Annotated in this window: 26 protein-coding genes and 1 pseudogene; 18 read left to right on the top strand and 9 right to left on the bottom strand. The window is 42.6% G+C overall.

The window, feature by feature from the left end; all coding sequences use genetic code 11:
• Positions 1-137: 137 nt before the first annotated feature.
• A complete protein-coding gene (locus BK139_RS08810; protein ID WP_076257972.1) occupies positions 138-1007 on the bottom strand; it encodes an EamA family transporter in 870 nt (289 codons plus the stop codon).
• A gap of 118 nt (positions 1008-1125) precedes the next feature.
• Here BK139_RS08810 and BK139_RS08805 point away from each other — a divergent pair, with 118 nt between their 5' ends.
• Positions 1126-1353, top strand: a complete 228-nt coding sequence (locus BK139_RS08805; RefSeq protein ID WP_076257971.1) for a hypothetical protein — start codon at positions 1126-1128, stop codon at positions 1351-1353.
• A 66-nt stretch (positions 1354-1419) separates the two neighbouring features.
• Here BK139_RS08805 and BK139_RS08800 read toward each other — a convergent pair whose 3' ends face one another.
• Both BK139_RS08800 and BK139_RS08795 read right to left on the bottom strand, forming a co-directional pair.
• Positions 1420-1791 (bottom strand): VOC family protein, encoded by a 372-nt coding sequence (locus BK139_RS08800; RefSeq protein ID WP_076257970.1) that lies wholly within the window; start codon positions 1789-1791, stop codon positions 1420-1422.
• A 110-nt stretch (positions 1792-1901) separates the two neighbouring features.
• Positions 1902-2195 carry a phospholipase A2 family protein gene (locus BK139_RS08795; protein WP_076257969.1) on the bottom strand — a complete coding sequence of 98 codons (294 nt, stop codon included), beginning with the start codon at positions 2193-2195 and terminating at the stop codon, positions 1902-1904.
• A gap of 231 nt (positions 2196-2426) precedes the next feature.
• Between BK139_RS08795 and BK139_RS08790 the strand changes: the two genes are divergently transcribed.
• From BK139_RS08790 to BK139_RS08780, 3 genes are all read left to right on the top strand, one after another.
• Positions 2427-2654 carry a hypothetical protein gene (locus BK139_RS08790; protein ID WP_175609088.1) on the top strand — a complete coding sequence of 76 codons (228 nt, stop codon included), beginning with the start codon at positions 2427-2429 and terminating at the stop codon, positions 2652-2654.
• 94 nt (positions 2655-2748) lie between these two features.
• Entirely contained in the window at positions 2749-3129 is a 381-nt protein-coding gene (locus BK139_RS08785; protein ID WP_076257967.1) for a VOC family protein, read from the top strand.
• A 379-nt stretch (positions 3130-3508) separates the two neighbouring features.
• On the top strand, positions 3509-4624 hold the full coding sequence (locus tag BK139_RS08780) for a cysteine desulfurase family protein (protein WP_076257966.1): 1116 nt from the start codon (positions 3509-3511) through the stop codon (positions 4622-4624).
• A gap of 5 nt (positions 4625-4629) precedes the next feature.
• Here BK139_RS08780 and BK139_RS08775 read toward each other — a convergent pair whose 3' ends face one another.
• Complete coding sequence (locus BK139_RS08775; protein WP_286148319.1) at positions 4630-5172, bottom strand: hypothetical protein; 543 nt, start codon at positions 5170-5172, stop codon at positions 4630-4632.
• A gap of 102 nt (positions 5173-5274) precedes the next feature.
• Between BK139_RS08775 and BK139_RS08770 the strand changes: the two genes are divergently transcribed.
• The 10 genes from BK139_RS08770 to BK139_RS08720 all read left to right on the top strand — a co-directional run bounded on the left by BK139_RS08770 (position 5275) and on the right by BK139_RS08720 (position 16022).
• Positions 5275-6282, top strand: coding sequence for a DUF3231 family protein (locus BK139_RS08770; RefSeq protein WP_076257964.1), 1008 nt, complete (start codon positions 5275-5277; stop codon positions 6280-6282).
• A 210-nt stretch (positions 6283-6492) separates the two neighbouring features.
• On the top strand, positions 6493-7146 hold the full coding sequence (locus tag BK139_RS08765) for a DsbA family oxidoreductase (RefSeq protein ID WP_076257963.1): 654 nt from the start codon (positions 6493-6495) through the stop codon (positions 7144-7146).
• Positions 7147-7445: 299 nt separating this feature from the next.
• Entirely contained in the window at positions 7446-8348 is a 903-nt protein-coding gene (locus tag BK139_RS08755; protein WP_076257961.1) for a cupin domain-containing protein, read from the top strand.
• A gap of 118 nt (positions 8349-8466) precedes the next feature.
• Entirely contained in the window at positions 8467-8910 is a 444-nt protein-coding gene (locus tag BK139_RS08750; RefSeq protein WP_175609087.1) for a DUF2243 domain-containing protein, read from the top strand.
• Positions 8907-9362: a hypothetical protein gene (locus BK139_RS08745; RefSeq protein ID WP_083675334.1), complete on the top strand. Its 456-nt coding sequence runs from the start codon at positions 8907-8909 to the stop codon at positions 9360-9362. Before BK139_RS08750 ends, BK139_RS08745 begins: the two co-directional genes overlap by 4 nt.
• A 148-nt stretch (positions 9363-9510) precedes the next feature.
• Positions 9511-11424, top strand: a complete 1914-nt coding sequence (locus tag BK139_RS08740) for a PTS mannitol transporter subunit IICBA (protein ID WP_076257959.1) — start codon at positions 9511-9513, stop codon at positions 11422-11424.
• Between the two features lie 91 nt (positions 11425-11515).
• Positions 11516-13597, top strand: coding sequence for a BglG family transcription antiterminator (locus tag BK139_RS08735; protein WP_076257958.1), 2082 nt, complete (start codon positions 11516-11518; stop codon positions 13595-13597).
• 12 nt (positions 13598-13609) lie between these two features.
• Positions 13610-14746: a mannitol-1-phosphate 5-dehydrogenase gene (locus tag BK139_RS08730; protein WP_076257957.1), complete on the top strand. Its 1137-nt coding sequence runs from the start codon at positions 13610-13612 to the stop codon at positions 14744-14746.
• Positions 14747-14842: 96 nt separating this feature from the next.
• Positions 14843-15343 carry an NUDIX hydrolase gene (locus BK139_RS08725; RefSeq protein WP_076257956.1) on the top strand — a complete coding sequence of 167 codons (501 nt, stop codon included), beginning with the start codon at positions 14843-14845 and terminating at the stop codon, positions 15341-15343.
• A gap of 16 nt (positions 15344-15359) precedes the next feature.
• The gene (locus BK139_RS08720) at positions 15360-16022 is read left to right on the top strand and encodes an alpha/beta hydrolase (RefSeq protein ID WP_286148314.1); all 663 of its coding nucleotides are present in this window, start codon (positions 15360-15362) and stop codon (positions 16020-16022) included.
• A gap of 255 nt (positions 16023-16277) precedes the next feature.
• On the opposite strand, the gene BK139_RS08715 is transcribed toward BK139_RS08720, so the two are convergent.
• The 5 genes from BK139_RS08715 to BK139_RS08695 all read right to left on the bottom strand — a co-directional run bounded on the left by BK139_RS08715 (position 16278) and on the right by BK139_RS08695 (position 18427).
• Positions 16278-16415 (bottom strand): YvrJ family protein, encoded by a 138-nt coding sequence (locus tag BK139_RS08715; protein WP_019380521.1) that lies wholly within the window; start codon positions 16413-16415, stop codon positions 16278-16280.
• A 67-nt stretch (positions 16416-16482) separates the two neighbouring features.
• Positions 16483-16701 (bottom strand): DUF2922 domain-containing protein, encoded by a 219-nt coding sequence (locus BK139_RS08710; protein ID WP_061791317.1) that lies wholly within the window; start codon positions 16699-16701, stop codon positions 16483-16485.
• 41 nt (positions 16702-16742) lie between these two features.
• On the bottom strand, positions 16743-16961 hold the full coding sequence (locus tag BK139_RS08705) for a DUF1659 domain-containing protein (protein WP_076257955.1): 219 nt from the start codon (positions 16959-16961) through the stop codon (positions 16743-16745).
• A gap of 62 nt (positions 16962-17023) precedes the next feature.
• Positions 17024-17512 (bottom strand): sigma-70 family RNA polymerase sigma factor, encoded by a 489-nt coding sequence (locus BK139_RS08700; RefSeq protein ID WP_076257954.1) that lies wholly within the window; start codon positions 17510-17512, stop codon positions 17024-17026.
• Between the two features lie 186 nt (positions 17513-17698).
• Complete coding sequence (locus BK139_RS08695) at positions 17699-18427, bottom strand: hypothetical protein (RefSeq protein ID WP_286148339.1); 729 nt, start codon at positions 18425-18427, stop codon at positions 17699-17701.
• 203 nt (positions 18428-18630) lie between these two features.
• Between BK139_RS08695 and BK139_RS23920 the strand changes: the two genes are divergently transcribed.
• From BK139_RS23920 to BK139_RS08685, 4 genes and pseudogenes are all read left to right on the top strand, one after another.
• Entirely contained in the window at positions 18631-18798 is a 168-nt protein-coding gene (locus tag BK139_RS23920; protein ID WP_175609086.1) for a hypothetical protein, read from the top strand.
• 1013 nt (positions 18799-19811) lie between these two features.
• Positions 19812-20462: a Clp protease N-terminal domain-containing protein gene (locus tag BK139_RS23915; protein ID WP_175609085.1), complete on the top strand. Its 651-nt coding sequence runs from the start codon at positions 19812-19814 to the stop codon at positions 20460-20462.
• A 78-nt stretch (positions 20463-20540) separates the two neighbouring features.
• A pseudogene (locus BK139_RS23575) lies at positions 20541-20804 on the top strand (GNAT family N-acetyltransferase); the annotation flags it as partial.
• 144 nt (positions 20805-20948) lie between these two features.
• A complete protein-coding gene (locus BK139_RS08685; protein WP_076257951.1) occupies positions 20949-23189 on the top strand; it encodes an ATP-binding cassette domain-containing protein in 2241 nt (746 codons plus the stop codon).
• The last annotated feature ends 88 nt before the right edge of the window (positions 23190-23277 follow it).

Here is a 23277-nt window from a genome sequence, read left to right as displayed (position 1 = left end):
TGGTCTATCTGCAAGTAAATAATACATTAATAATGCTTAAATAGTTTCTGAAAAGTGCTGGAAACCCAAGTTCCATTAAAACGGCTCAATTTGAGGATTTAAGCCGTTTTTCTTATGTAATTATCTTTAATTAACACCTAGATTATCAGCAAAGCCGTCCCAATCGTAATCAAAATGGCGCCTGCAATGGTATTCATTGACGGCTTCTCTTTTAAAATAATAAAACTTAAAATCATTGTCAGCACCACACTGAATTTATCAATGGGGTTCACGACACTAACCTTGCCGATTGCGAGAGCGCCGAAATAGCACAGCCAGGATAATCCGGTTGCGGCTCCAGAGAGGAAAAGAAATAAATAGGACTTTTTCGAAATGCTTTTAAGCTCCTTAACAGTCCCCTGGAAAAATACGATGCCCCAGGCGAAAAGAATGATGACCACAGTCCGGATAAAGGTAGCCACATTGGAGTCGACGTCTTCAATTCCGATCTTCGCTAAAATATTGGTGGCTGCAGCAAATACTGCGGACAGGACGGCCAGAAAAATATAGGACTTTGTATTAAATACTTTCTTTTTGCGGGTCTTTTTCCTGTCTCGGCCAATTAAGACAAAGGTTCCAATGGAAATAATGATTCCGCCTGAAACAACCAGAGCTGTGGCGGGTTCCCTGAGAATAATAAAGGATAAGAGGATCGTTAAGACGACACTCGACTTATCAATGGGAACTACTTTTGATACATCTCCAATCTGAATCGCTTTAAAAAAGAAGATCCATGATAGGCCGGTTGTCAGGCCGGACAGGATCAGAAATACGCAGGATTTCAACGAAATAGTAAAGATGCTATCTGTTTCACCAGTAATAAGGACCATTAAAAAAGCCATGATGACCACCACAATCGTCCGTACGGCGGTAGCCAGGTTGGAATCAACCTTTTCAATGCCAATTTTAGCGAGAATAGCAGTGAAAGATGCAAATAATGAGGCCAGCAGGGCTAAAATTATGCTCATACACATGAACTCCACTTCTGCAATTGGATGAGTATAGATGTATAGAATATTATTTGATTTATTTAGTTAAAAAATTCTGTTTTCTTATATTATAGTTTGTTAAGCAAGGAGGAAGAAAATGGATCATATTGATAAAAGGAATCGCCTGGATGAAGAACCATTTAGCTTTCGGGTAAATAAAAATAGCACAGTGTTTCTTGATTTTAATGGAAAACAAGTGAAGATTCTAAAAGGTAAAGAGTCAGAGAAGTTTCTAAAAAGAATGAATGATGCTGAAGATGAAAAGAGCAGGCAATTAATCATGGCGAAGATAACGGGGAACTTTAAACGGGGAAATGAACGGTGATTGTTTTGAGCTAAAACAGCAGTGACAATGGGCACTGCTGCTTCTATTTTTATGTAAGAAGAATATCTATCTATGCTGGTCGAAAAGAATAGCATTGCCATCCGGATCTTCAAGGGTGAAGCTTGCAGGGCCGGAGCCTGATTCATTTGCCTCATTTATAATAGAGATCCCTTGTTCCTTCAGCTGCTTTTGAAGGTCCCTAATGTCAGTGAATTCCTCTACGTTTTCTGCGTTCTGGTTCCAGCCAGGATTAAATGTAAGGATGTTTTTCTCGAACATGCCTTGGAATAGACCTATCACACAGTTTTCATTCTTCAAAATCAGCCAATTTTGCTCAATATTTCCGCCTAATGCCTCAAAACCAAGTTTTTCGTAAAATTCTTTTGACTTCTGAATGTCTTTTACGGTTAAGCTTACTGAAAACGCTCCTATTTTCATGGTTCCTCCTTCGGTTTTCTTATTATTCAGATAACTAATTTTGAGTTTAATTGAAGTAATCAAATAAAGCAATATTACTGCGAATAAAAAAAAGCGACTAGTGCCGCTTTCTAATAAAGTCTTCTCTTCCGAATCCGGCTGCAGGTAAAATCGGTTTGAATCTTCATATAAATATAAATGATCGTCGCAATGGTTCCTTCTTCGCCATGCAGCTTTGTTTTTGGCTTCAGGCATCTGATAAATTCCCGGTCACAGCTGCATTTGGATCTCCCGCTTGCCCAGCATTTATCATGTGCTCTGCAGCAGGCATCCACTCCATTAATAGGGGCGCCTGGTCCGCTGCATCCCGGACCGCACCATCGGTATCCGGGAAAAAGGCAAGGAATCTGTTTTCTTCTTGTCACTAGTATCCCTCTTTTTATATCAATTTAATTTATAGATATGGCAGAACCATAACAGAGGTGTGGTTACTTATCTATTAAAAGAAGATTGTTTTCGAATTAAGGGCAGGGGCCCATACCCCATAGGCAACTGACGCATATCCTTTACTGTAGACAAATACAGAGGAGGAGTTCCGTTTGGATTATCAATACCAGCACATGCCGGTGTCACAGGAGTTTGTTCCGCACAATGGCATGTATTTCACTGACCATCGAGTACGTCCCGGATTTGGAATTGGAAGAAGACCCGGATTCGGGTTTGGCCGGCCGGGATTCGGGTTTGGAGGACCAGGCTTTGGTCTGGGGCTTGGATTTTTAGGAGGGCTTGCGACAGGAGCATTGCTGACGCCGGGACCAGGCTTTGGATATCCTTATTATCCTTACCCGCCTTACCCGTACGCTCCATATCCTTACTATTACTAAGAAGGCTGAGCTTTGTCCCCGGGGCAGGGCTCTTTTCAATTGATTAAATTTTCAGTTTTATTTAATATAAAAATAACGAAAGGAGTGTAAGAACATGATTAAACAAGTCGGACAAATTATGCTATACGTTAACAATCAGGATGAAGCAGTAAATTTTTGGACTGAGAAAGCCGGATTTCATGTATTGGCCGAGGAAGATAATGGCCAGGGAATGAGATGGATCGAAGTATCTCCATCAAAGGCGTCGGAGACGAGTATGATTCTGCATAATAAGGAATGGGTAGCGAAGATGTCGCCGGGATTAAACCTGGGCACCCCTTCGTTGATGTTTTTTACAGAAAATCTTGAAAAACTTCATAGCGATTTTTCAAACAAGGGCATTACGGTTGGAGAAATTGCAGAAATGCCTTCAGGCCGGGTTTTTAACTTTGCGGATGGTGAAGAGAATTACTTTGCTGTGATGGAGAGAAAGTAAAAGTTTGAGTGAAAGCCGATATCGCGGCAGTTGATCGAGCATTACATAGACTTGTCAGCTCACATTTTGATGCCGGGCTTCCATTGGGAGATAAAAAAAACTAAAAACTGAGTTTTTAGGATAAAAGCTTACGGGAAAAGCGTACAAAAAATAGTCAGGACCGCTAATCTAAAAAGTTTCTCAAGCATAGCGCCAGCTCCTTTCGATTAGTTGGTATATTTTTATTTTAAGCCTGCTTTATTAAAGCAGGATAAAAGGTCTGTAAATATATTGTTAAATGTTTTTTGTGGGAGGGGGTGCGGGGGCATCCCTTTTTAAATTAAACTAAAGCTCTATTTCCTTTATTATTTTGATATTCTTAAAGAAAGGGGGAAGGGAAATGAACAAAGTATATCTCGATTACAACGCAAGCACACCTTTGGCCCCAGAGGTTGCAGATCACATGTATCCTTTTCTGACAGACTTTTACGGAAATCCTTCCGCACCTCACTGGGCAGGGCTGCCGGTAAAAGAAAAAATGAATCGTGCGAGGCAGCAGGTATCTGACTTGCTGTCATGCTCACCTGAAGAGATTATTTTTACCAGCGGCGGAAGTGAAGCAAACAACCTCGCATTAAAGGGCTATTATTTCAAGCATCTTTCAAAAGGCAAGCACATCATTACATCAAAAATAGAGCATCCTGCCATAATCGAGCCTTTAAAATTTCTCGAGCGTTTAGGTGCTGAACTCACGATGCTGGATGTGGATAAATATGGAATGGTTTCTGCTGGGGATATTGAAAAGGCCATTCGGGAAGACACAATCCTGATCACCGTTATGCATTCAAACAATGAAGTGGGGACTCTTCAGCCAATAGAAGAAATAGGGGAAATCGCAAGGAGGCACAAGATCGCATTTCATACTGATGCTTCCCAATCCGCCGGGAAGGTGCCTGTTAATGTTAATGAGCTGAATGTGGATATGCTAACCATTGCCGGTCATAAATTGTATGCGCCTAAAGGGATTGGCGCCTTATATATCAGAAAAGGCATCGAGCTTGAACCGCTTATTCATGGGGCAGGACATGAGTTTGGAAAGCGAGCAGGAACTGAAAACACTTTGCTTGCAGCCGGGCTCGGCAAAGCCTGTGAATTAGCTGGGGAGCATGTCTCGGGCGGCGGGCTTGCTGACTTAACGACTTATTTCTGGGGTGAATTGAAGGAGGCCTTTGGAGCTGAAGTTTTCCTTAATGGACATGAAGAAAAACGGCTGCCGAATACCCTGAATGTCAGTTTTATGAATCGGATTGGCCAGGACATTTTATCAGCCATTCCTCAGCTTGCAGCCTCTACAGGATCTGCCTGTCATGCAGGAAAAGTGGAATTATCTCCAGTTTTGAAGGAAATGGGGGTTCCGGAACACATTGGAATGGGTGCTGTCAGATTCAGTCTGGGGAAATATACGACAAAAGAGGAGCTTGATCAGGTGGTTTCCTGGCTTAAAGAGGTGATTTAGGAGCGCTATTCCATTGGAAAGACATCAGCAATCTGCATAATATCGCCTGAAAAAATGCAATACATATCTTCAGGGCCGGTTTCAATTGGCATTTTCGCAATGACCATCCCATCGTAGCCTTGTTTCAACAGGCTTCTGCAAAATAGGGTGTTGGCTTCATCTTTATTCAATAGGATCGCCTTATCTTGCCAGGTAAGGTGTCTTTTTTTTGTGCTTGCATAGTCGCAAAAGGGGTCTCTCTCATTCATGAAATGATCATAAGAATCAAATGCTCTTAAGTTTGGTTCATCCATATACACTTTATAGATAAGCCCGCGGATTGGTTTTTCGTATTGAACCACTTTTGGTGTTCCATCCTCCCAGAACTCCGTATCCGATTTTTCGCAGACTGTTTCTGTCCCAATGGCAAATGACTTAGCAGACTCAAAATTCGATGTACACCAGATTCCAAGTGTATCTAATTCCTCCATTTTACTTTGCCCTGCCTGCTCTTTTTGAAAGTGATCCAATTTCTTGATGGAACCGTAATAAACGATCAAAAGAAACACCTCCCGATAGTTAGGATGTGCAATATTTAATTATTTATTATGTCCCTTTGTAATTCTTTCAGCTTTTGGAAATGCTAAGAGAAAAAGGAGGGACGTGTAGTCATGAATGATAGTCAGAACACTGCATTGACTGCAGCAGAAATAGCGCAGTTATGGTCGTCTTATTTGAACAGCAGCATGAGTCAGTGTATTTTCTTATATTTTTCAAATACAGTTGAAGACCAGAAACTACTGTCCATGCTTCAGGAAGGTCTTCAATTAACGGATACACATTTACAGAAGCTGACTGGATTTTTTGAAAATGAAGGGTTATCCGTGCCTTATGGATTTAAGTCTGAAGAGGATATGAACACTGCAGCCCCAAGATTGTTCTCAGAAAATTTCTCTCTTCATTTTCTTTATAATATCGCCATGTTTGCAGTAAACTTTTATGCGCTCTCGAAAACACTTTCTGTCCGGTCTGATATTGTGGAGTACTTTAACACTTGTTTGATGGAAGTGAATGAGTATGAAACAAAAGTAAAACAAATGCTGGTGGATAAAGGCTTGTATATGAGATCTCCCCATGTCATCCCGGTAAAAGAAACCAGCTTTGTCGAGAGCAAAAAATTTATGGGCGGTTTGTTCGGTGATAAGAGGCCCCTGAATGTGATTGAAATAACCAATATCCATTCCAATTTGAAGAGAAATGCCATGGGAAACTCGGTCATGATCGGGTTTAGCCAGGTTGCCCAATCCAAGGAAGTCGGTCAATTCATGGTAAGGGGAAGGGATATTGCAGCGAAACATACAAAGGTCTTTCAGGAGCTGCTTGAAGAAAGTTACTTGCCTGTTAGCATGTCCTGGGATATGGAAGTAACAGATTCCACAACACCTCCCTTTTCAGATAAATTGATGATGTTTATGACCACTTCGCTTATTGCCCTGAGTGCAGGGATTTATGCAACAAGTGCTGCTTCGAGTGCACGAAAAGATATTTCGCTTAATTTCATCCGCTTGTCTGCTGAAATCGCTAATTTTGCTGAAGATGGTGCAAACATTCTGATTAAAAATGGCTGGTTCGAGGAGCCGCCGCATCCGGCAGATCATGATGAACTGGCAAACAGATGATAAATAACGCTGAAATAGAAGGTACATGCTCGTTAATCGGGAGGAATAAGCGCAGTAAGTGCCCTAATCCCAAATTAGCAAACCCTGGCCCTGAGCTTTTTCCGTGTAAAATAAAATCCACCCAACTATACTAAAGAAGAAAATACTGTATGGGAGGAATCAGGTATGCATATTGAAATGTGGACTGACTTCGCTTGACCGTTTTGCTATATTGGCAAAAGGCATCTGGAGGATGCCATTAAACAGATTAACCATCCAATCGAAGTGACTTACAGGTGCTTCGAACTGGACCCGACGGCAGAGCGGGATATTCAGGATAACATGTATGAAAAATTGGCGAAGAAATATGGGATGACGATTGAACAGGCCAAAGCCAACACACAAAACATGGTGCAGATGGCGAGAAACGCCGGGCTGGAATTCAACATTGATACCATCGTTCTCACTAATACGTTTGACGCTCATCGTCTGACGATGTTTGCAAAAACAAATGGGTTAATGAAAGAAATGACAGAACGGCTGCTGCGGGCTTACTTTACGGATTCCAGGCATATCGGAGATCCTGCGACGTTAGCCGAGCTAGCAGAAGAAGTGGGCCTGAACCGGGAAGAAGCGGAACAAATGCTTGCCGGCGATGCGTTTGCAGAGGAAGTCCGTGCAGATGAGCAATTGGCTCAAGCGTACCGCATTACAGGAGTACCGTTCTTTCTTATTAATAAGAAATATGCACTGAGCGGAGCACAGCCAACAGAGATGATCATTCAAGCACTGCAGAAGATTATAGCAGAGGACGAGATAACTGTTCTTAATGACAATGACGGTATAATCTGTGATGATGACGGCTGTGAAATCCCGAAGGAATAATTAAATCATGAAGAGCGGTTTAGAGTCAGAACCCGGTGCAACTTCGGACACAAAAAGGGAAAAAGAGCGGTTTAGAGTCAGAACCCCGATCAACTTCGGACACAAAAAGGGAAAATGGGCGCTCCAGAGTCAGAACCGGGTGCAACTTCGGACACAAAAAGGGAAAAAGAGCGCTCCAGGAACCAGTCAGGGACATGACTGGTTTTTTGTATACCCAAGCCCAACTTAATAAAACAACGTACCTTCTTTTTTCATAGGCATATGATGTGATGATAATTCTGTGAAGGGAATGACTAGTATTGTATCATCCTATTGCGTATTCCTATCCTTACTACCCTCAGCCTCATTCACCTGTATATCATACTGACGAAATGTTACGAAGCAATCAGGATCATTTTCAACAGCTTTGTGAAACGGTTCTTGAAGGAGTCAAAAGGGAGGCATCTGCACTTGAGCTTTACACGCAACTGGCAGAGCATGCCCCAAATGAAGAGCACAAGCAGAACATTATTCAGGCAATTGAAGGAAAGAAAATTTATTTAAACCATTTTTGCAACCTTTATTACAATTTAACAGGGAAACAGCCCGAGTATCAGGTCGGCCATGTTGCCATTGATCATTACCGCGATGGATTGCAAAGAGCATATCAAATCGAAATGGAAGGTTTCGAGGAGAATCAAAGGGGTTCCGTGCTTACTCAGCTTCCACAGGTTCAAAATATATTCTTATGGGCAATGAGCGGCGAACAGGAAAATGCCGCGCGATTAGTCTCTCTTAATAATCGGGTGACCGATTTCGGTCCGCAGCCATTTGTCGTAGATATTGAGGAAGCAACGAAGAAAAATAACAACTTCCGGACAGCCCTATGGACTGGAAAGCATTTGCAGCTGACATTAATGAGCATCAATGCTGGCGAGGATATTGGCCTTGAGGTTCATCCGGAGCTCGATCAATTCCTGAGACTTGAAGATGGTGAAGGAATGGTTTATATGGGGGACAGTCCTGACCGGCTGGATTTTCAGCGGAAAGTAGCGGATGATTTTGCGATTATCATTCCTGCAGGCAAATATCATAATCTCATTAATACAGGCAATAAGCCACTTAAGCTTTATTCCATTTATGCGCCGCCGCAGCATCCGTTCGGAACCGTGCATAAAACAAAGGCAGATGCCATGGCTGCTGAGGAAGAACATCAGCAATAATAACGAAAAAGGAAAAGTCAGGACGCGGCTTTTCCTTATTTTTTATGAAAAATAGAATAAATTGACCATGTTATGGGCACTAATCGAAGTATGACGATTTTCCAGGATGGTGCTTAACGTGAGAAAAGAAAATAAAAATCTCTTTATAGCCGGCTTAATACTCGGCTTAGGGCTTGTAGGGGCGATTGATGGCATCGTATTTCATCAGCTGCTGCAATGGCATCATATGATTCTGAGCCCGAATATCAAACTCGAAATTTTTACAGATGGCTTATTCACAGCCTTATTTTCGGCGAAGCTGCTTTGGGGCGGGATGAAGATTTTTCAGGATGCCCGCAAGAATGAATTGGGTACCAGCTGGAAGATCTTCGCTGGCGGTATATTCATAGGGGGAGGAGCCTTTAATCTTGTCGAAGGAATTGTGGACCATCATATCCTCCAGGTGCACCGTGTCAGGCCACTGGCAGAAAACCCTTTTTTCTATGATCTGGCCTTTTTAGCAATAGGATTATTGCTTGTTATCATTGGGTTTATGATTAAGAGGATGGAGAAGGAAGCATGATGAAAAGAGCAAGAAGCTTGATCAGTTTTATCCTTATTTTTTTAGGCTTTTTTTATTTTTACACCAGTCAACATCCTCATAATCAGACCGGTGCAGCGAATCACATGGCACATGGATATGTGGAAATTCCGAAAGAAAATGAGATTCCGTCTGTAGATGTAACCGTATCCCCGGACGGTCCGGATACATGGCTTTTGAAGCTGGATCTCGTCCATTTTGCCTTTGCCCCTGAAAAGGCGGGCGAGAAGCAGCCAAGCTATAACGAGGGACATGCCCACTTATACATAAATGGCAAAAAAATCAGCCGCTTATACGGAGAGTACTATCATTTAGGCAAACTGAAGGAAGGCAGACATGAAATTACGGTAACTCTTAATTCCAACAATCACGGGGCCTTAATGGCCGGCGGAAAACCCGTGCAGGCAACCAGGCTCATTGAAGTGAACAAGTGAGAAAAGAGCGGGAACTAGACCTAATACAGGAGAAACCATAGTTTTGTCATCAGTCAGGCGACAAAGTTAGGTTTCTCCTTTGTTGAGTCCGGCAGTAATGTACTTTACCATTAGTAATAAAGTACTTATTTTGAAAGGATGAGTGTAAATGGCTCAATCTAATCTAAAAGTTGCTGTACAGAAGTTCGGTAACTTCCTGAGCTCCATGGTAATGCCGAATATCTCAGCTTTTATCGCATGGGGTCTTATTACAGCTTTATTTATACCTACTGGTTTCATTCCAAATGAAAGCCTTGCCAAAATGGTAGGGCCAATGGTGACATACTTGCTTCCGCTGTTAATCGGATACACCGGTGGTAAGCTTGTTCATGATCAGCGCGGTGCCGTTGTTGGTGCCATAGCGACAATGGGGGTTATTGCCGGGGCAGAAATTCCAATGTTCCTTGGCGCCATGGTAATTGGTCCTCTTGGCGGATATGTAATTAAGAAATTTGATCAATTGGTTGAAGGACGGGTGCGTTCAGGCTTTGAAATGCTCGTGAACAACTTCTCAGCAGGAATTCTTGGTGCCATTCTGGCAATCCTTGCGTTCCTCGGAATAGGGCCTGCAGTTGATGAATTCACAGGCTGGCTTGTAGCAGGTGTTGACTGGCTGATTGGCACCGGGCTGCTTCCGCTGACAAGCATCCTGATTGAACCGGCGAAGGTATTATTCCTGAACAATGCCATCAACCACGGTGTTCTGTCGCCAATCGGAGTTGAGCAGGTAAAAGAAACAGGACAATCTATCCTGTTCCTGCTTGAAGCGAACCCTGGACCTGGTCTTGGTGTTTTGCTTGCTTACATGTTCTTTGGAAAAGGGAATGCAAAGAAATCTGCTCCAGGTGCCGGAATCATTCACTTCTTCGGCGGGATTCATGAAATTTACTTCCCGTATATTTTAATGCGTCCTATGCTTATTATTGCGGTTATCCTTGGCGGAATGAGCGGTGTGTTCACACTGGTTCTTTTAGGCGGCGGATTGTTCGCTCCTTCATCACCGGGAAGCATCATCGCCATCACTGCAGTAACACCTCATCATGCAAGTGCGTATATTGCAAACTTTGCAGGTGTGCTTGTGGCTGCAATAGTTTCATTCCTTGTCTCTGCATTCATCATGAAAACAGGCAAGCAGGGTGAAGAAGATATTGAAGAAGCTGCGAAAAAGATGCAGGAAATGAAAGGTAAGAAAAGCTCTGTTTCTAGCGTATTAGAAGGTGGAAAGGCTGAAATGCCTGATAACGTGTCTAAAATTTATTTTGCGTGTGATGCGGGAATGGGCTCAAGTGCCATGGGTGCATCACTGCTGCGCAAAAAGGTGAAGGAAGCAGGGATGGACGTTGCAGTTACGAATACAGCGATCTCCAATCTTCCTGCAGATGCCCAGATCGTCATTACACAGGAAGAACTGACACCAAGGGCACGCCAGAAAGTGCCGAATGCCTTCCATGTATCGGTTGATAATTTCCTTTCAAGTCCGGAATATGACAAGCTGATTGACGCATTGCAGTTCCCGGCTAACTCGGAGCTGCACGAAATCGTTGAAGAAGCAGAAGAAAATGTTCCTGACATGGCGGATGAGGAAATGTCACATGAAGACGACTTATTGCGTCCGGAAAATATTTTCCTGAACAAAGAGTTTGCTGATAAGGATGAAGCAATCCGCTTTGCCGGAAGAGTGCTTGTAGATGCAGGCTATGTGGAAGAGAGCTATATTGAAGCGATGATTGAACGTGATAACATCACATCCACTTATATGGGGAATGATGTAGCAATCCCTCATGGAACGGAAGAGGCCAAAAAGGCTGTCATCAAATCAGGCTTTACTGTTATCCAGGTGCCAAATGGCGTGGATTTCGATGGCCAAAAGGTCCGTCTGATCTTCGGAATTGCAGGAAAAGACGGCACACATCTTGAAATCTTATCAGGCATCGCGGTAACATGTTCTGACATGGATAATATCGAGAAACTGGCTTCTGCTGAATCTGTCGAGACCATCATGGATATTATCGGCAAGAAATAAACCTTACGAGTAGAAAAGCGTTCTCATGCGCTTTTCTATTCAGTGTTTTTGTAACCTTTTATGCCACTAATTGTAGAAATGAGCTGATCTCATGTATATTACATCGAGGGAAAAAGCCATTATTGAATTGATTATAAAAACATCGGGTAAACACACGGCATTGTCGATTGCTTCTTCATTAAACGTCAGTGCGAGAACAATCCAGAGGGACTTAAAGGCAGTTGAGAAAATTGTCAGTGAGTTCGGGCTGACCTTAACCCGAAATGTAAATCAGGGACTTATTATTGAAGGGAAAAATGAGCAGATTTTCAGGCTGATCCAGCATTTAACCAGCAGCGAACCGATCGATGAGCTCCCTCAGGAAAAGAAGCTGCGCCTTCTTTTGGCCATTCTTGAGGAAGACGTTTATAAGACTCAGGTGCTTGCCGGCTACCTCGGCATTAGCACGGCGACTTTGACGGCACACCTTGATGAACTTGCTGAATGGCTATCCCGTTTCCAGTTGGACTTGACGAGAAAGCGTGGAGTCGGCGTAGAACTTCACGGAACGGAAGCAAGTAAACGAAGGGCCCTTGCCCATTTTCTCCTTCAATACTTTCATGAAGAATTAATTGAGAAATTATTTTTGCTGGAAAATGGGAAGCTCGGGGAAGACAGAATTCTGCACTACTTTGAAGCGGATGATCTCCGCCATGTGAACAGCATCATCCAGACTGTGTTTATGGGCGCTCCTGCCCGATTTGCGGATAGCGGATATCTGGAGATTGTGCTGCATACGTGCATAACACTAAAAAGAACGCTCAGCGGGTTCCCGGTGGAACGGAAGGACCTTCCGGAAACAGAAGTTACGGTTGAATATGGATTGATCCAGGAGGTCATAAGCAGGCTCGGACAGGCTTTTGACTGTGCGTTTTCTGAGGGGGACATCCTATACCTGGCTCGTATACTTAAAGGCACCAAGTGGAGCGGGACGGAGGCTTTTCCGTACGACAGCATTGTACTCGCCCAAATGATCAGGAACGTGATTAAATCAGTTTCTGAACAGCTGCATGTGGATTTGAACAAGGATTTTTCCTTATTTCAGGGGCTGCTCGCTCATATGGAGCCATCTTTATACCGGATCAAGCAGAATATGGAGTCCTATAACCCGCTCCGAGAGGAAATCAAGCGTAAGTATCCGGTTCTGTTCTTGGCTGTGAAAAATAGTCTTGAAGAAGCGTTTACAGATATTGATCAATTTTCAGATGACGAGATTGCGTTTATCGTCCTTCATTTCGGTTCGGCCCTTGTGATGCAGGAAGAGAATCTTTCCATAAAGGCGCTGCTCATTTGTCCGACAGGCATCGGCACCTCCAAAATGCTGAAAAGCAGGCTGAAAAAAGAGGTGGCTGAAATTGATGTCATCGAAATCAAATCGATTAAGGAAATGTCTGAGGGTGCCGATCTGATGGAATATGATTTAATCCTTTCTACTGTCAGACTTCCTTTTATACATGCAGAGTATATATTGGTGAACCCGCTCTTAAGTGAAGAGAACATTCTCACGATAAAAAACTACCTGAAAAACAACATTGAAAGCTTTACAAAAGGGAAGCCCTATCAGGAATTGACTGAGGGCGGTCACCAGCACCCAGTCTCTTTAGGCTCCATGCTTGAGGAAATTAGCGATATTCAGGAGAGCATCCAGTCTCTGATCCAAAACTTCCGGTTTTACCGGATGGAGGGGGAAGCAAGCCAGGAGCAGATTCTCGAAAAAATGCTGGCGAATGCAGAAGGAGATCAGCTGCTGACGAATCCTGAAGATGTGCTTCAATCATTAAGGGAGCGGGAACAAAAAGGCGGCCTGGGCATTCCTGAAACGAATATGGCTCTCTTTCACGCGCGCAGTCAGAACGTCCGTAAGCTTATTTTTCAAATTGCCCATCTGCCAAACCCTTGCCTGGTAAAGGGAATGGACGGAAAAGAAGTGGCAATGAAAAATCTTCTGCTTATGCTTGCACCAGACGAGCTAAGCAGAAGAGAGCAGGAAATAGTAAGCTTAATCAGCACGAATATCATTGAGACAGAGGAATCGATATTACTCTTTTCTTCCGCAAACGAAGAGATGATCTTCAAGAAGCTGGAATCGATTTTTACAGAATACCTCCAATCTCATTTTAAAATTAACCGGTAAAGGAATGATTCGATGAAACAGGCAGTGCATTTTGGTGCAGGAAACATAGGAAGAGGATTTATCGGAGCTCTATTTTCACAGTCAGGCTACCATGTGACGTTTGTGGATATTGCTGAAGGGATTATCAATCAATTAAACGAAGAAAAACAATATAAAGTGATACTGGCTGCAGATGAACAGGAAAGCTTGACCATTGAAAATGTGTCAGGATTAAATAATTTGACGCAGGAGGCTGAAGTAATTGAGGCCATTAAACAGGCTGATTTCTTAACCACAGCCATTGGGCCAAACATCCTTCCGCGGATTGCGCCGTTAATGGCGAAAGGCCTGGCTGCCAGAGCAGAAGCAGGGATCACGGAAAAGCTTTATGTCATTGCATGTGAAAATCAGATCTCAGCAACTGACTTATTAAAGGGGTATATTCTGGAAAATCTGGAGAGCGGTATGAATCTTGAAAATGTTTCTTTCTTAAACTCCGCTGTAGACCGGATTGTTCCAATTCAGAACAACCAGGGATCACTTGATGTATTGGTTGAACCGTATCATGAATGGGTTGTCGAAACGGCTGAAGACATTCCGCATATTGAGGGAATGAAGATTGTTCCGGAGCTTGCGCCGTTTATTGAAAGGAAGCTATTCACGGTTAACACAGGACATGCGGTGATTGCGTACTTCGGTTACCTGGCAGGGAAAGAAACCATTGATGAGACACTTGCTGACGGAAACATTTATAAGCAGGTGCAGGCAACACTTGGCGAAACAGGTGCTTATTTAATAGATCGCTATGATCTGAATCCGGACGAACATCAGAAATATATCGATAAAATTATCGGGCGTTTTGAGAATGCACGCCTGAATGACGGTGTCACACGAGTCGGCCGTTCACCAATAAGGAAGCTTGGACCTGAAGACAGACTGGTCCGCCCGGCACTGCAGGCCCAAAAAGCAGGCTTATCCTGCACAAACCTGGCAAAAGCCATTGCTGCAGCCCTATTGTTTGATAACAGGGAAGATGAAGAAGCGGTGAAGCTGCAGGAGATGATTCAGGAAAACGGAGTGGCATATGTACTGAAAGAAGTATGCGGACTTGAAGAATCAAGCGAGCTTGCACGTGAAATACTGAAGCAATATGAAGCATTAAAAAAATGAATGGAATGAAGACTGCTGAGAATGATCGGCAGTCTTATTTTTTTGGAGCTTTTTTCCTGGGGTCATTGTAAAATATTTTACATGTGAGGTGCAGATATGAAATTTACTAAAGTGTTTGAAGAAAAGGGTTTGAAGTATGGTTCTGTGAAAACGAGGGAAGCTGTCAGAGCTGTTATTTTGGGTGAAACTGGGATTTTGCTGGTGCGCTCGAACCGGGGTGATTATAAATTCCCGGGAGGCGGAGTTAAAGGGAATGAAGATTGGCATGATGCGCTAGTACGCGAAGTGGCAGAAGAAACAGGATACATACATGCAGCCGTGAAAAACAAACTGGGTACGGTTGTTGAACGGAAAATCGATGAGTTTGATGATACTGTGCTGTTTCATATGAATTCTCATTATTATCTGTGTGAATTAATCGATCATCAGCAACTGGACCAGCAGCTTGAAGGATATGAGATCACACAGGAATTTTCACCGCAGTGGGTGACTATTGAAGAAGCGATCGCAAGGAATGAGGCAGCAGCTAAACTGGATGGGGCAAATGGATGGATAAGGAGAGAGAATTTTGTTTTGAACGCACTATTAGAACAATGAGAATGAGGTGGCAGCCATGCTTGAAGTGTTAACTGTGTCGATTTTCAATCAGAAAAGAAAAGTTCGGATTTACCTGCCGGAGGATTATTACAGCAGCCTTAAACGCTATCCAGTACTATACATGCATGACGGGCAAAATGTTTTTGGTGCTGAGGAAGCAATTGGCGGAGTGTCCCTGGATATGCATAACCATTTGGATCAATTCAAATCAGATTTGATTGTGGCGGCGATTGACCAAAATACAGAAGGCGAAGAACGGATTCATGAATATTGTCCATGGAAACATGGAGATTTCAGCGAGCAGCTATTGGGGTACAAAAGCGGCTCAGGCGGCAAGGGGAGTGATTATGCTGACTTTATCGTGAAGGAGCTGATGCCAATAATAGATGGAAAATATAAAACGCTGGCTGCGGAAAATTATATGGCTGGCATCTCTCTTGGCGGACTCCTCTCTGTTTATGCCGGGTGCAAATATCCTGATGTTTTTAAAAAAACCGCAGGAATTTCATCTGCTTTTTACCGGAATCAGGAGGAAATAGAAAAACTGGCAGGCAGCACGCCTCCATCTGGGAAAATATATCTGGATTGCGGCACTGCAGAGGCGGGGGAAAATAGCAAGATCAGTGAATTATTTTTAAAGTCTAACAAAGCTGTTTATGAAAGGTTAAAAGGCAGCTGAAGTGAGGTTGAGCTTCGGATCGTTGAGGGGGCGGGGCATAATTATACGGCGTTTAAGGAACGAATTGCTGGTGTTATGGGGTTTTTCTTGGATTAGAAGTCCATTGGGTGAGAGTGAGAAGGCATTGTTGATTAATAGAGAAGAGGAATAGCGCCGAAAAATAGCGGGGGAAGAGAGAAATGGAAATTAACCTAACGAAACGGCCAGAAAAGACAAAACCCCCGTCTCCATAAAAGAGGAAGGGGATTAAATAGTCTATTCCTTAAGCCTGTCAGGCAATCCTTGAATGGACGACACAACAACATCGAGTTTGGCTTCAATTCGGTTCAGCAGAAAAAGAGTGACGACGATCGGGAAGCCGAGCTCGCTGATCAATGTGACCATCTGTTCCATGGCAGCTGCTCCTTTCTGGCGAAAATTGTAAAAATGGCCGGCTTCCTAGGAATCCGGCCACTGATGATTATACTAATTCATATTCAGTTACATTACGCTCAACTAACCTGGCACTTTCCGCTAAAACCAAATCCCCGCCATTGCCATCAAATGCATTCGCAGCAATGATTTGCTCCATGGCTGCTTTTACCGCAGCAGGATCAATGGGTTCAATCGGGTTATCAACAGAAAGTTTTGTTGGTTTGCCCAGTTCAGAGATAAAAGTCATTTCTAATGATTTAGCCATTTACTATTCCCTCCTTATTTTTATGGTTTTTAATAGTTTGTTTAGCCTAAAATATCGAAGCTGTCATTCCTGTTGATTTCAGCTAATGGATAGCTGCTAAGTCCGGCGATCGCCTGTCCAACCGTGAAAAGCTGGTCTGCTGTGGCAGATTGCTTTACACCGCTGTAGGTTTTTGATTTGTGAATCGGCTTGCCCTGCCCATTAAGGCCTGTTTCAAATACCAGGCGAAGTTTGGAATCAGTGATAATTGCTTGTGCCATCTTGGGTCACCTCCTTTCACCTTCTATATATACTTTGAAGGGGGAAAAGGACAGGGTGATTTTTAATTTTGCTGCATTATTTTCTTCAGCTTCTCGCGGGCACCGTGCCGCCAGTTTTTGACTGCAGACAGGGAGACCCGTTCTTTTTCAGCAATTTCCCTGACAGACAGCCCATCACATAGAGTATATTGGAGCCATTTCATTTGGTTTTCAGATAACATTCCGCATTTTTTGTAAAGTTCTTGTATGAGCTCTGGGCTTGGGGCTGGTGAGGTGTCTTCGATGAATTCCCAGAAGTCTGCTTCCGGATAGATATATCGATCAATCTGCTTTGTTTGTCTCGTTAATTCCATCATCATATGTCCTTTTACCATACTGTAAGCGTAGGAAAGGAAGGTCCCTTTTTCATTGTCATGATTTTTCCACGCCTGCCAAAGTGTGATTAAACCCAGCTGGTGGAATTCCTCCGTATTTTTATAGATGTTCAATTTATGCATGATATCATGAATCATAGGTTCATATTGTGCTGATATCTGTTCAAAACTCTCCATGAAAATGTTCCTTCAAGGAAAGCGCGCTCTCTGTGTATTCCCGGGTAGATCAAACATAGCCTGACAGCCAGTTTTTTACGAATCCCGTAAAAGTCTTATATCGGCCTTTTGCTACCCCTAAGTCCGTAGTTAAGGGGTCTAAGTCTGAAGTTAGGGGGTCTAACTCCCAGCAAAGGGGGCAGTTAGCTACTTTTTGTAAAAAAAATTTAGCGAAAAGGCATTGTCTTCAGCTGGAAACCCCATTTCATGCAATTCTTCAAAGTAATTCTCTTCAAATTTCTTATTCAGGATACCGTAGAAATAAGCGACCGGCTTAGCAATGACGCGGGTTTTCATTTTTCGAATCAGCTGCTTAAAAGAATGGATGGCTGTTTCTAAAATAGTGTTCCTATCTTGTTCACAATTGTTTTTATATGCTGCTAGTGATGCCATTCTCCAAAACTCCTCAATCTGCTTGGCTTCTGAAAAAAAGTACTTTACGGTACTGATAAATGATTGTGGTACACGGTCACTAGTAAAAGTGTGATCGAGGACGGTTTCGTTACGTTTAGTAATCTTTTGATTTTTATTAGTTTTAGAAAGATTGATAGTTTTATTAGGGTGGTCCATTTTCTCCTGCTTAGGTGGTTCACTCTTGGGAAAACGATTAAAAACATATAAATTACTGGACTGGGAACCGTTTTTTCTCTCTGTTTCATGAACAGTAAAAATACCAATCTCTGCGGCCTTGGCAATCATTCTTTTAAAAGTAGAGCGGGAAATACCATGGCCGTTATATTCTTCGTGAATCGCTTTTAATACAGTGCCAATCTTGGCATTAGATACTCCCGGAATTTTCGCAGCAAAACGAACCAGCCTCTTTAACCCAGCCAGTTCCCCCTTAGAAAACTTGTCCTTATGTACCGATAGCCACATCTCCAAATGGGCATTAAACTCCTGAAGATTTTTAAACTGAGAAAACTGTTCAAACTGCTCGACTCTGCCTGATTTCAAATTCATAAAATTGCACCACCCTTTCACCTTCTATATATAAATCAAGGGTGGATTTGGACAGGGTGGTTTTGGGATGGGTGTGACAGATTTGTGAACGGGGGTTCTATTGAGTGTGGTGGAGGTTCATGACGCCGAGAAAGGGAAGGCTCACGAGGAAACGGTCGCCAGAGAAGGTTCATGAGGACGAAAAGAGAGGAGGCGGGAGAGGAAACGGTCACCATAAGAGGGTTATGACACCGAAAAAGAGGAGGCACAAGGAAAAAAGAGTCGCCATAAAATGTGCATGTATGTAATTACAAACGTACCTCATACACTTGACATTGATAATCATTTTCATTTAAAATAGTTTTTATCAATGATAATCATTATCACTCGAGTAAAATTACATACTACACCCATGATGAAGGAGGGAGCTAAATCGATTGAACAAAATATTTGCGGCTGGTGTGGTTATCCACCTCATGATTGTGCTCCTTCAGCTCCCCCGCGATAATATCTTTTACCACTCGTTTGTTAAAACAATGCAAAGAGGGAAGCCTCTTTGCATTTAAAAACTTAGTTTGTGAAGTGATAAAGAATCTTGCCTGCCACTTCACCGAACTGTGTAGAAGCGTTAAATAACAGTAACAATAAAAGTATAATCCCTGCTATTTTAAAGTAATTAAGAATAGTAGGGTGACTTTCAAAGTAATCCAGCGTTTCATCTATTATTTTACTTAGCATTTTAGGCTCTCCTCTTTTAATCATACTATACAATATTTTACAATATTATTCTTTATTAGCAACAATAGTTACGGAAAGAGCCTAAATAAAAAGGAACTATTATAAGGTTCCTTTTATAACAGTATTTTTATTTAATACAAGTAGGAATTCTGGGTAAATAATATAAGTCTTTTTCTTCGTCTAAATGACTGCTCTATCGGTGGTACTATACGGTGTACCTATTCTATTCGCTTCTTTTTCCTCACTTATTAATAATCATCTTTCTAATAGCAGTATCGTCATTACGATGCTTCATAATATTCAAGAATTAAAGCCATCACAAATAATGATTTGCAGCCATGCCATTAAATCGGTTAATCCAGCCTTTGATACGGCTGTAATACTCGCATTTTTTTAAAGTGTGACCCCTATTTTTATGTTAAAAAGCCTGTTGTGCAATGTGAAAACAAATGCTGTTTAGTTTACTATTTTCCTTTGGAATTCCTATGATTGTTAACATTTGGCAGGAATTCTTGCGTTTTAAGAGAATTCATTTTTTTATGCAACGTACTTGGGGACAATAAATTGTGAAGGTGTGTTCAACTTGAGCCATTCAGTAAAATTCACGGATAGAATGCAAAGAATTATTAAGAGTGCCGAAAAGGAAGCCTGGCTATCTGATTGTAAAGTGATCCATCCTGTTCACCTGCTAATTGGGTGTCTGGCTGAAAGGTCAGGCGCTTTGGGGGAAATATTTCTGAAATGCGATTTAAACCCAGATTTGTTGAGAGGATCAGTTCCATATACGCAAAGTATAATGCAAAGTGAAATTTTCAGCATCCCAGTAACCGATGGGGTTATAGAAATACTTGATACAGCGATTCATTATATGAACAGATATAATCAGGTTTTTGTTAATGAAGGGCACTTACTTAAAGCATTACTTAATGATGCCACCATTGCAGGGATTTTATCTGAGGAAATGAAAAACACCATTTTGACGCTCGGAACGTCCGCCAGGGACATGATCACTCACCTTGGCAGCTATACTTTTCCTCAAATGAACACTTCTTTTGTCAGGAAAGTTCATCATGGTGATGAAAAGCAGCTTGCAGACTTTACAGAGAAAAATTTTTCTAAGGAATGGGCACATACCATTCGGTGGGGATTTCAGAAGGTAAAGCCGTCAATTTATCGCAGTCTAACGGGCAGTAAGACCCCCACTTCAAGACTCAGAGGAATCAAAGGAAGATAAGCGGGGGTCAAACTGCCCGTAAAGGCCCGATTGGTTCAACTAACAATCAGTGGGGGATAAGGAAAACCCCCACTGATTGAAGTTTCACTTTATATCGCAGGTGATGAGGGCGGAAGGATTATTGGCTTTGCCGCATTTGATGTCTACCTGAACAAAAAGGGATATTTCGGTCCCATGGGGGTAATAAGAGCCAGCAGGGTTAAAGGTATAGGAAATGCATTGCTTCATCACTGTTTAAGAGATATGAAAGAAATAGGATATGAATATGCCATTATTGGAGGAGCAGGACCAATTGAGTTTTATGAGAAAGCTTGCAGAGCTGTTGTCATTCCTTCTATATAATCTATCAATCACCGGAAGAGTAGTTTTTGAAGAAAACTTAATAAAAATTAAAGAATATTATTGCAATTTGTTTCCAACTATTGATATGATAATTCTCCGCGCAAATTGCATACATACGTAAAAAAATCAAAAGGAGCTGATTGTGTGAAGCAGGAATTCATCGAAATTTTCAATGCCAGAGTAAACAACCTGAAGAATATTAATCTGCAGATTCCAAAAGGGAAGATTACAATTTTTACAGGTGTCTCCGGTTCAGGCAAATCATCCATTGTCTTTGATACGATTGCCCAGGAGGCAGGCCGGCAGTTGAATGAGACGTACAGCAGTTTTCAGCGGCTTTTTCTTCCGAGGTATAGCCGACCGGAAGCAGATGAAATCAACAATCTTTCTACTGCCGTTGTTGTTGATCAAAAACGGCTCGGGGGAAATGCCCGATCCACACTTGGAACCGCTACAGATATTAATCCTCTTCTTCGCCTGTTATTCTCCCGGTTTGCCGAACCTCATATAGGGTACAGCAACGCCTATTCTTTCAATGATCCCAGCGGCATGTGCCCGAAGTGTGAAGGGATTGGGAGAATTATTACACTCAACCTTGATGCTGCTCTTGATAAGGAAAAAAGCTTAAATGAAGGTGCTATTCTGCTTCCGGGTTTTGGACCTGGAACATGGCAATGGAAGGCATATGCGGAATCCGGATTCTTCGATATTGATAAGAAAATTAAGGATTATCCGGAAGAAGAATTTAATAAGCTTGTCCATGCAGAGCCGCAAAAAGTAACAGTCAGTTATATGAATAATGACATGAATGCAACTTATGAGGGCCTCGCAGTCAAATTTATGCGGCAGCATGTGAAGAGGGACAAGGAAACTTCAAAGACGGGAGAGAAGCTCCTGAAAAACTTCAGCACCATGACTGGCTGCCCTTCATGCGGTGGAAAACGCTACAGCGAAAAGGTGCTTTCTTCCACAATCAAAGGCTATACCATCTATGACCTGACGTCCATGCAATTGGATCAGCTGATTAAAACTCTTCCACAAATTACTTCACCTGAAGCAAAGCCAATTCTTGACGGAATCATGGAACGATTGGAAAACCTTTGTGAGATTGGGCTCGGCTATATGGATCTGACAAGGGAAACGCCAACACTTTCGGGCGGTGAATCCCAAAGGGTGAAAATGGTAAAATATTTATCCAGTAACTTAACGGGCTTAATGTACATATTTGATGAACCAAGCACCGGCCTGCATCCGCGGGATGTTTACCGGTTAAATGAATTGCTGATTCGGCTGCGGGACAGGGGCAATACCGTTTTAGTCGTCGAGCATGATCCGGACGTAATCAAAATAGCGGATCATATCGTTGATGTGGGGCCTCATGCGGGAACAAACGGAGGAGAAATCATGTATACCGGCAGTTATCAGGACTTCTTTTCTTCTGATACATTAACGGCCAATTATTTAAACCGCAGTGCAGAGATCAACACAAATCCGCGACCGGTTTCCGAGTTTATGGAAAGCAGGAAAAGCAGCCTCCATAATTTAAAGAATGTGAGTCTCTCCGTTCCAAAAGGGGTTTTTACAGTTATAACAGGGGTAGCAGGTTCAGGGAAAAGCACTATTGTGAATGAGGTGTTTGCAAAAGATTTCCCGGACGCTATCCGTATTGACCAAAGCCCGGTCCATGCCAACATACGGTCCAATCCGGCAACCTTTACCGGCATAATGAATTCGATCCGAAAGTCTTTTTCAGACGCGAATGGTGTGGAGAGCGGATTATTCAGCTACAATTCGACCGGAGGATGTCCAACATGCGGAGGCACCGGAACGGTTGAGATCAATTTATCTTTTATGGATGCAATGGAAGTCGAATGCAGCGAATGTCATGGAAGCCGTTTTAGGCAGGATGTGCTCCAGTACCTATATAAGGGCAAAAATATTGTTGAAATCATGGAGATGTCTATAGCAAATGCTGTGGAGTTCTTTGAGGCAAAAGACATTCAGAGAAAACTCAAAGCCCTGGAGACGGTCGGTCTTGGCTACTTGTCACTGGGACAGCCGCTGAACACCCTGTCAGGCGGCGAATGCCAAAGGCTAAAGCTTGCAAAGGAACTGAATACAAAAGGGAGTATTTATATTCTCGACGAACCAACGACAGGATTGCATATGTCCGATGTCGCCAATATTCTGGAAATCATTCATAAATTGGTGGAAAAGGGCAATACCGTTATCGTCATTGAACATAATCTGGACGTTATCCGGAAAAGTGATTGGATCGTGGATCTAGGTCCGGATGGAGGTGCAGGGGGCGGTGAAATCCTGTATGAAGGACCGCCGGCAGGAATTTTGGAATGTGAGCGTTCGGTTACGGCACAGCATCTGTAAAGAATAAGCATAATAGAGAAAATGGCCATGGAATTTTTTCAATGGCCATTTTCTTTATCGGGTATCTGAGATGATGCAGATCCTTTTT

It is taken from the genome of Paenibacillus sp. FSL R5-0490 (assembly GCF_001956215.1).
In the GTDB taxonomy this organism is placed as follows: Bacteria; Bacillota; Bacilli; order Bacillales; family Cytobacillaceae; genus Cytobacillus.
The sequence above is the reverse complement of the archived record's forward strand: the minus strand, read 5'-3'. Positions and strand labels throughout refer to the sequence as shown.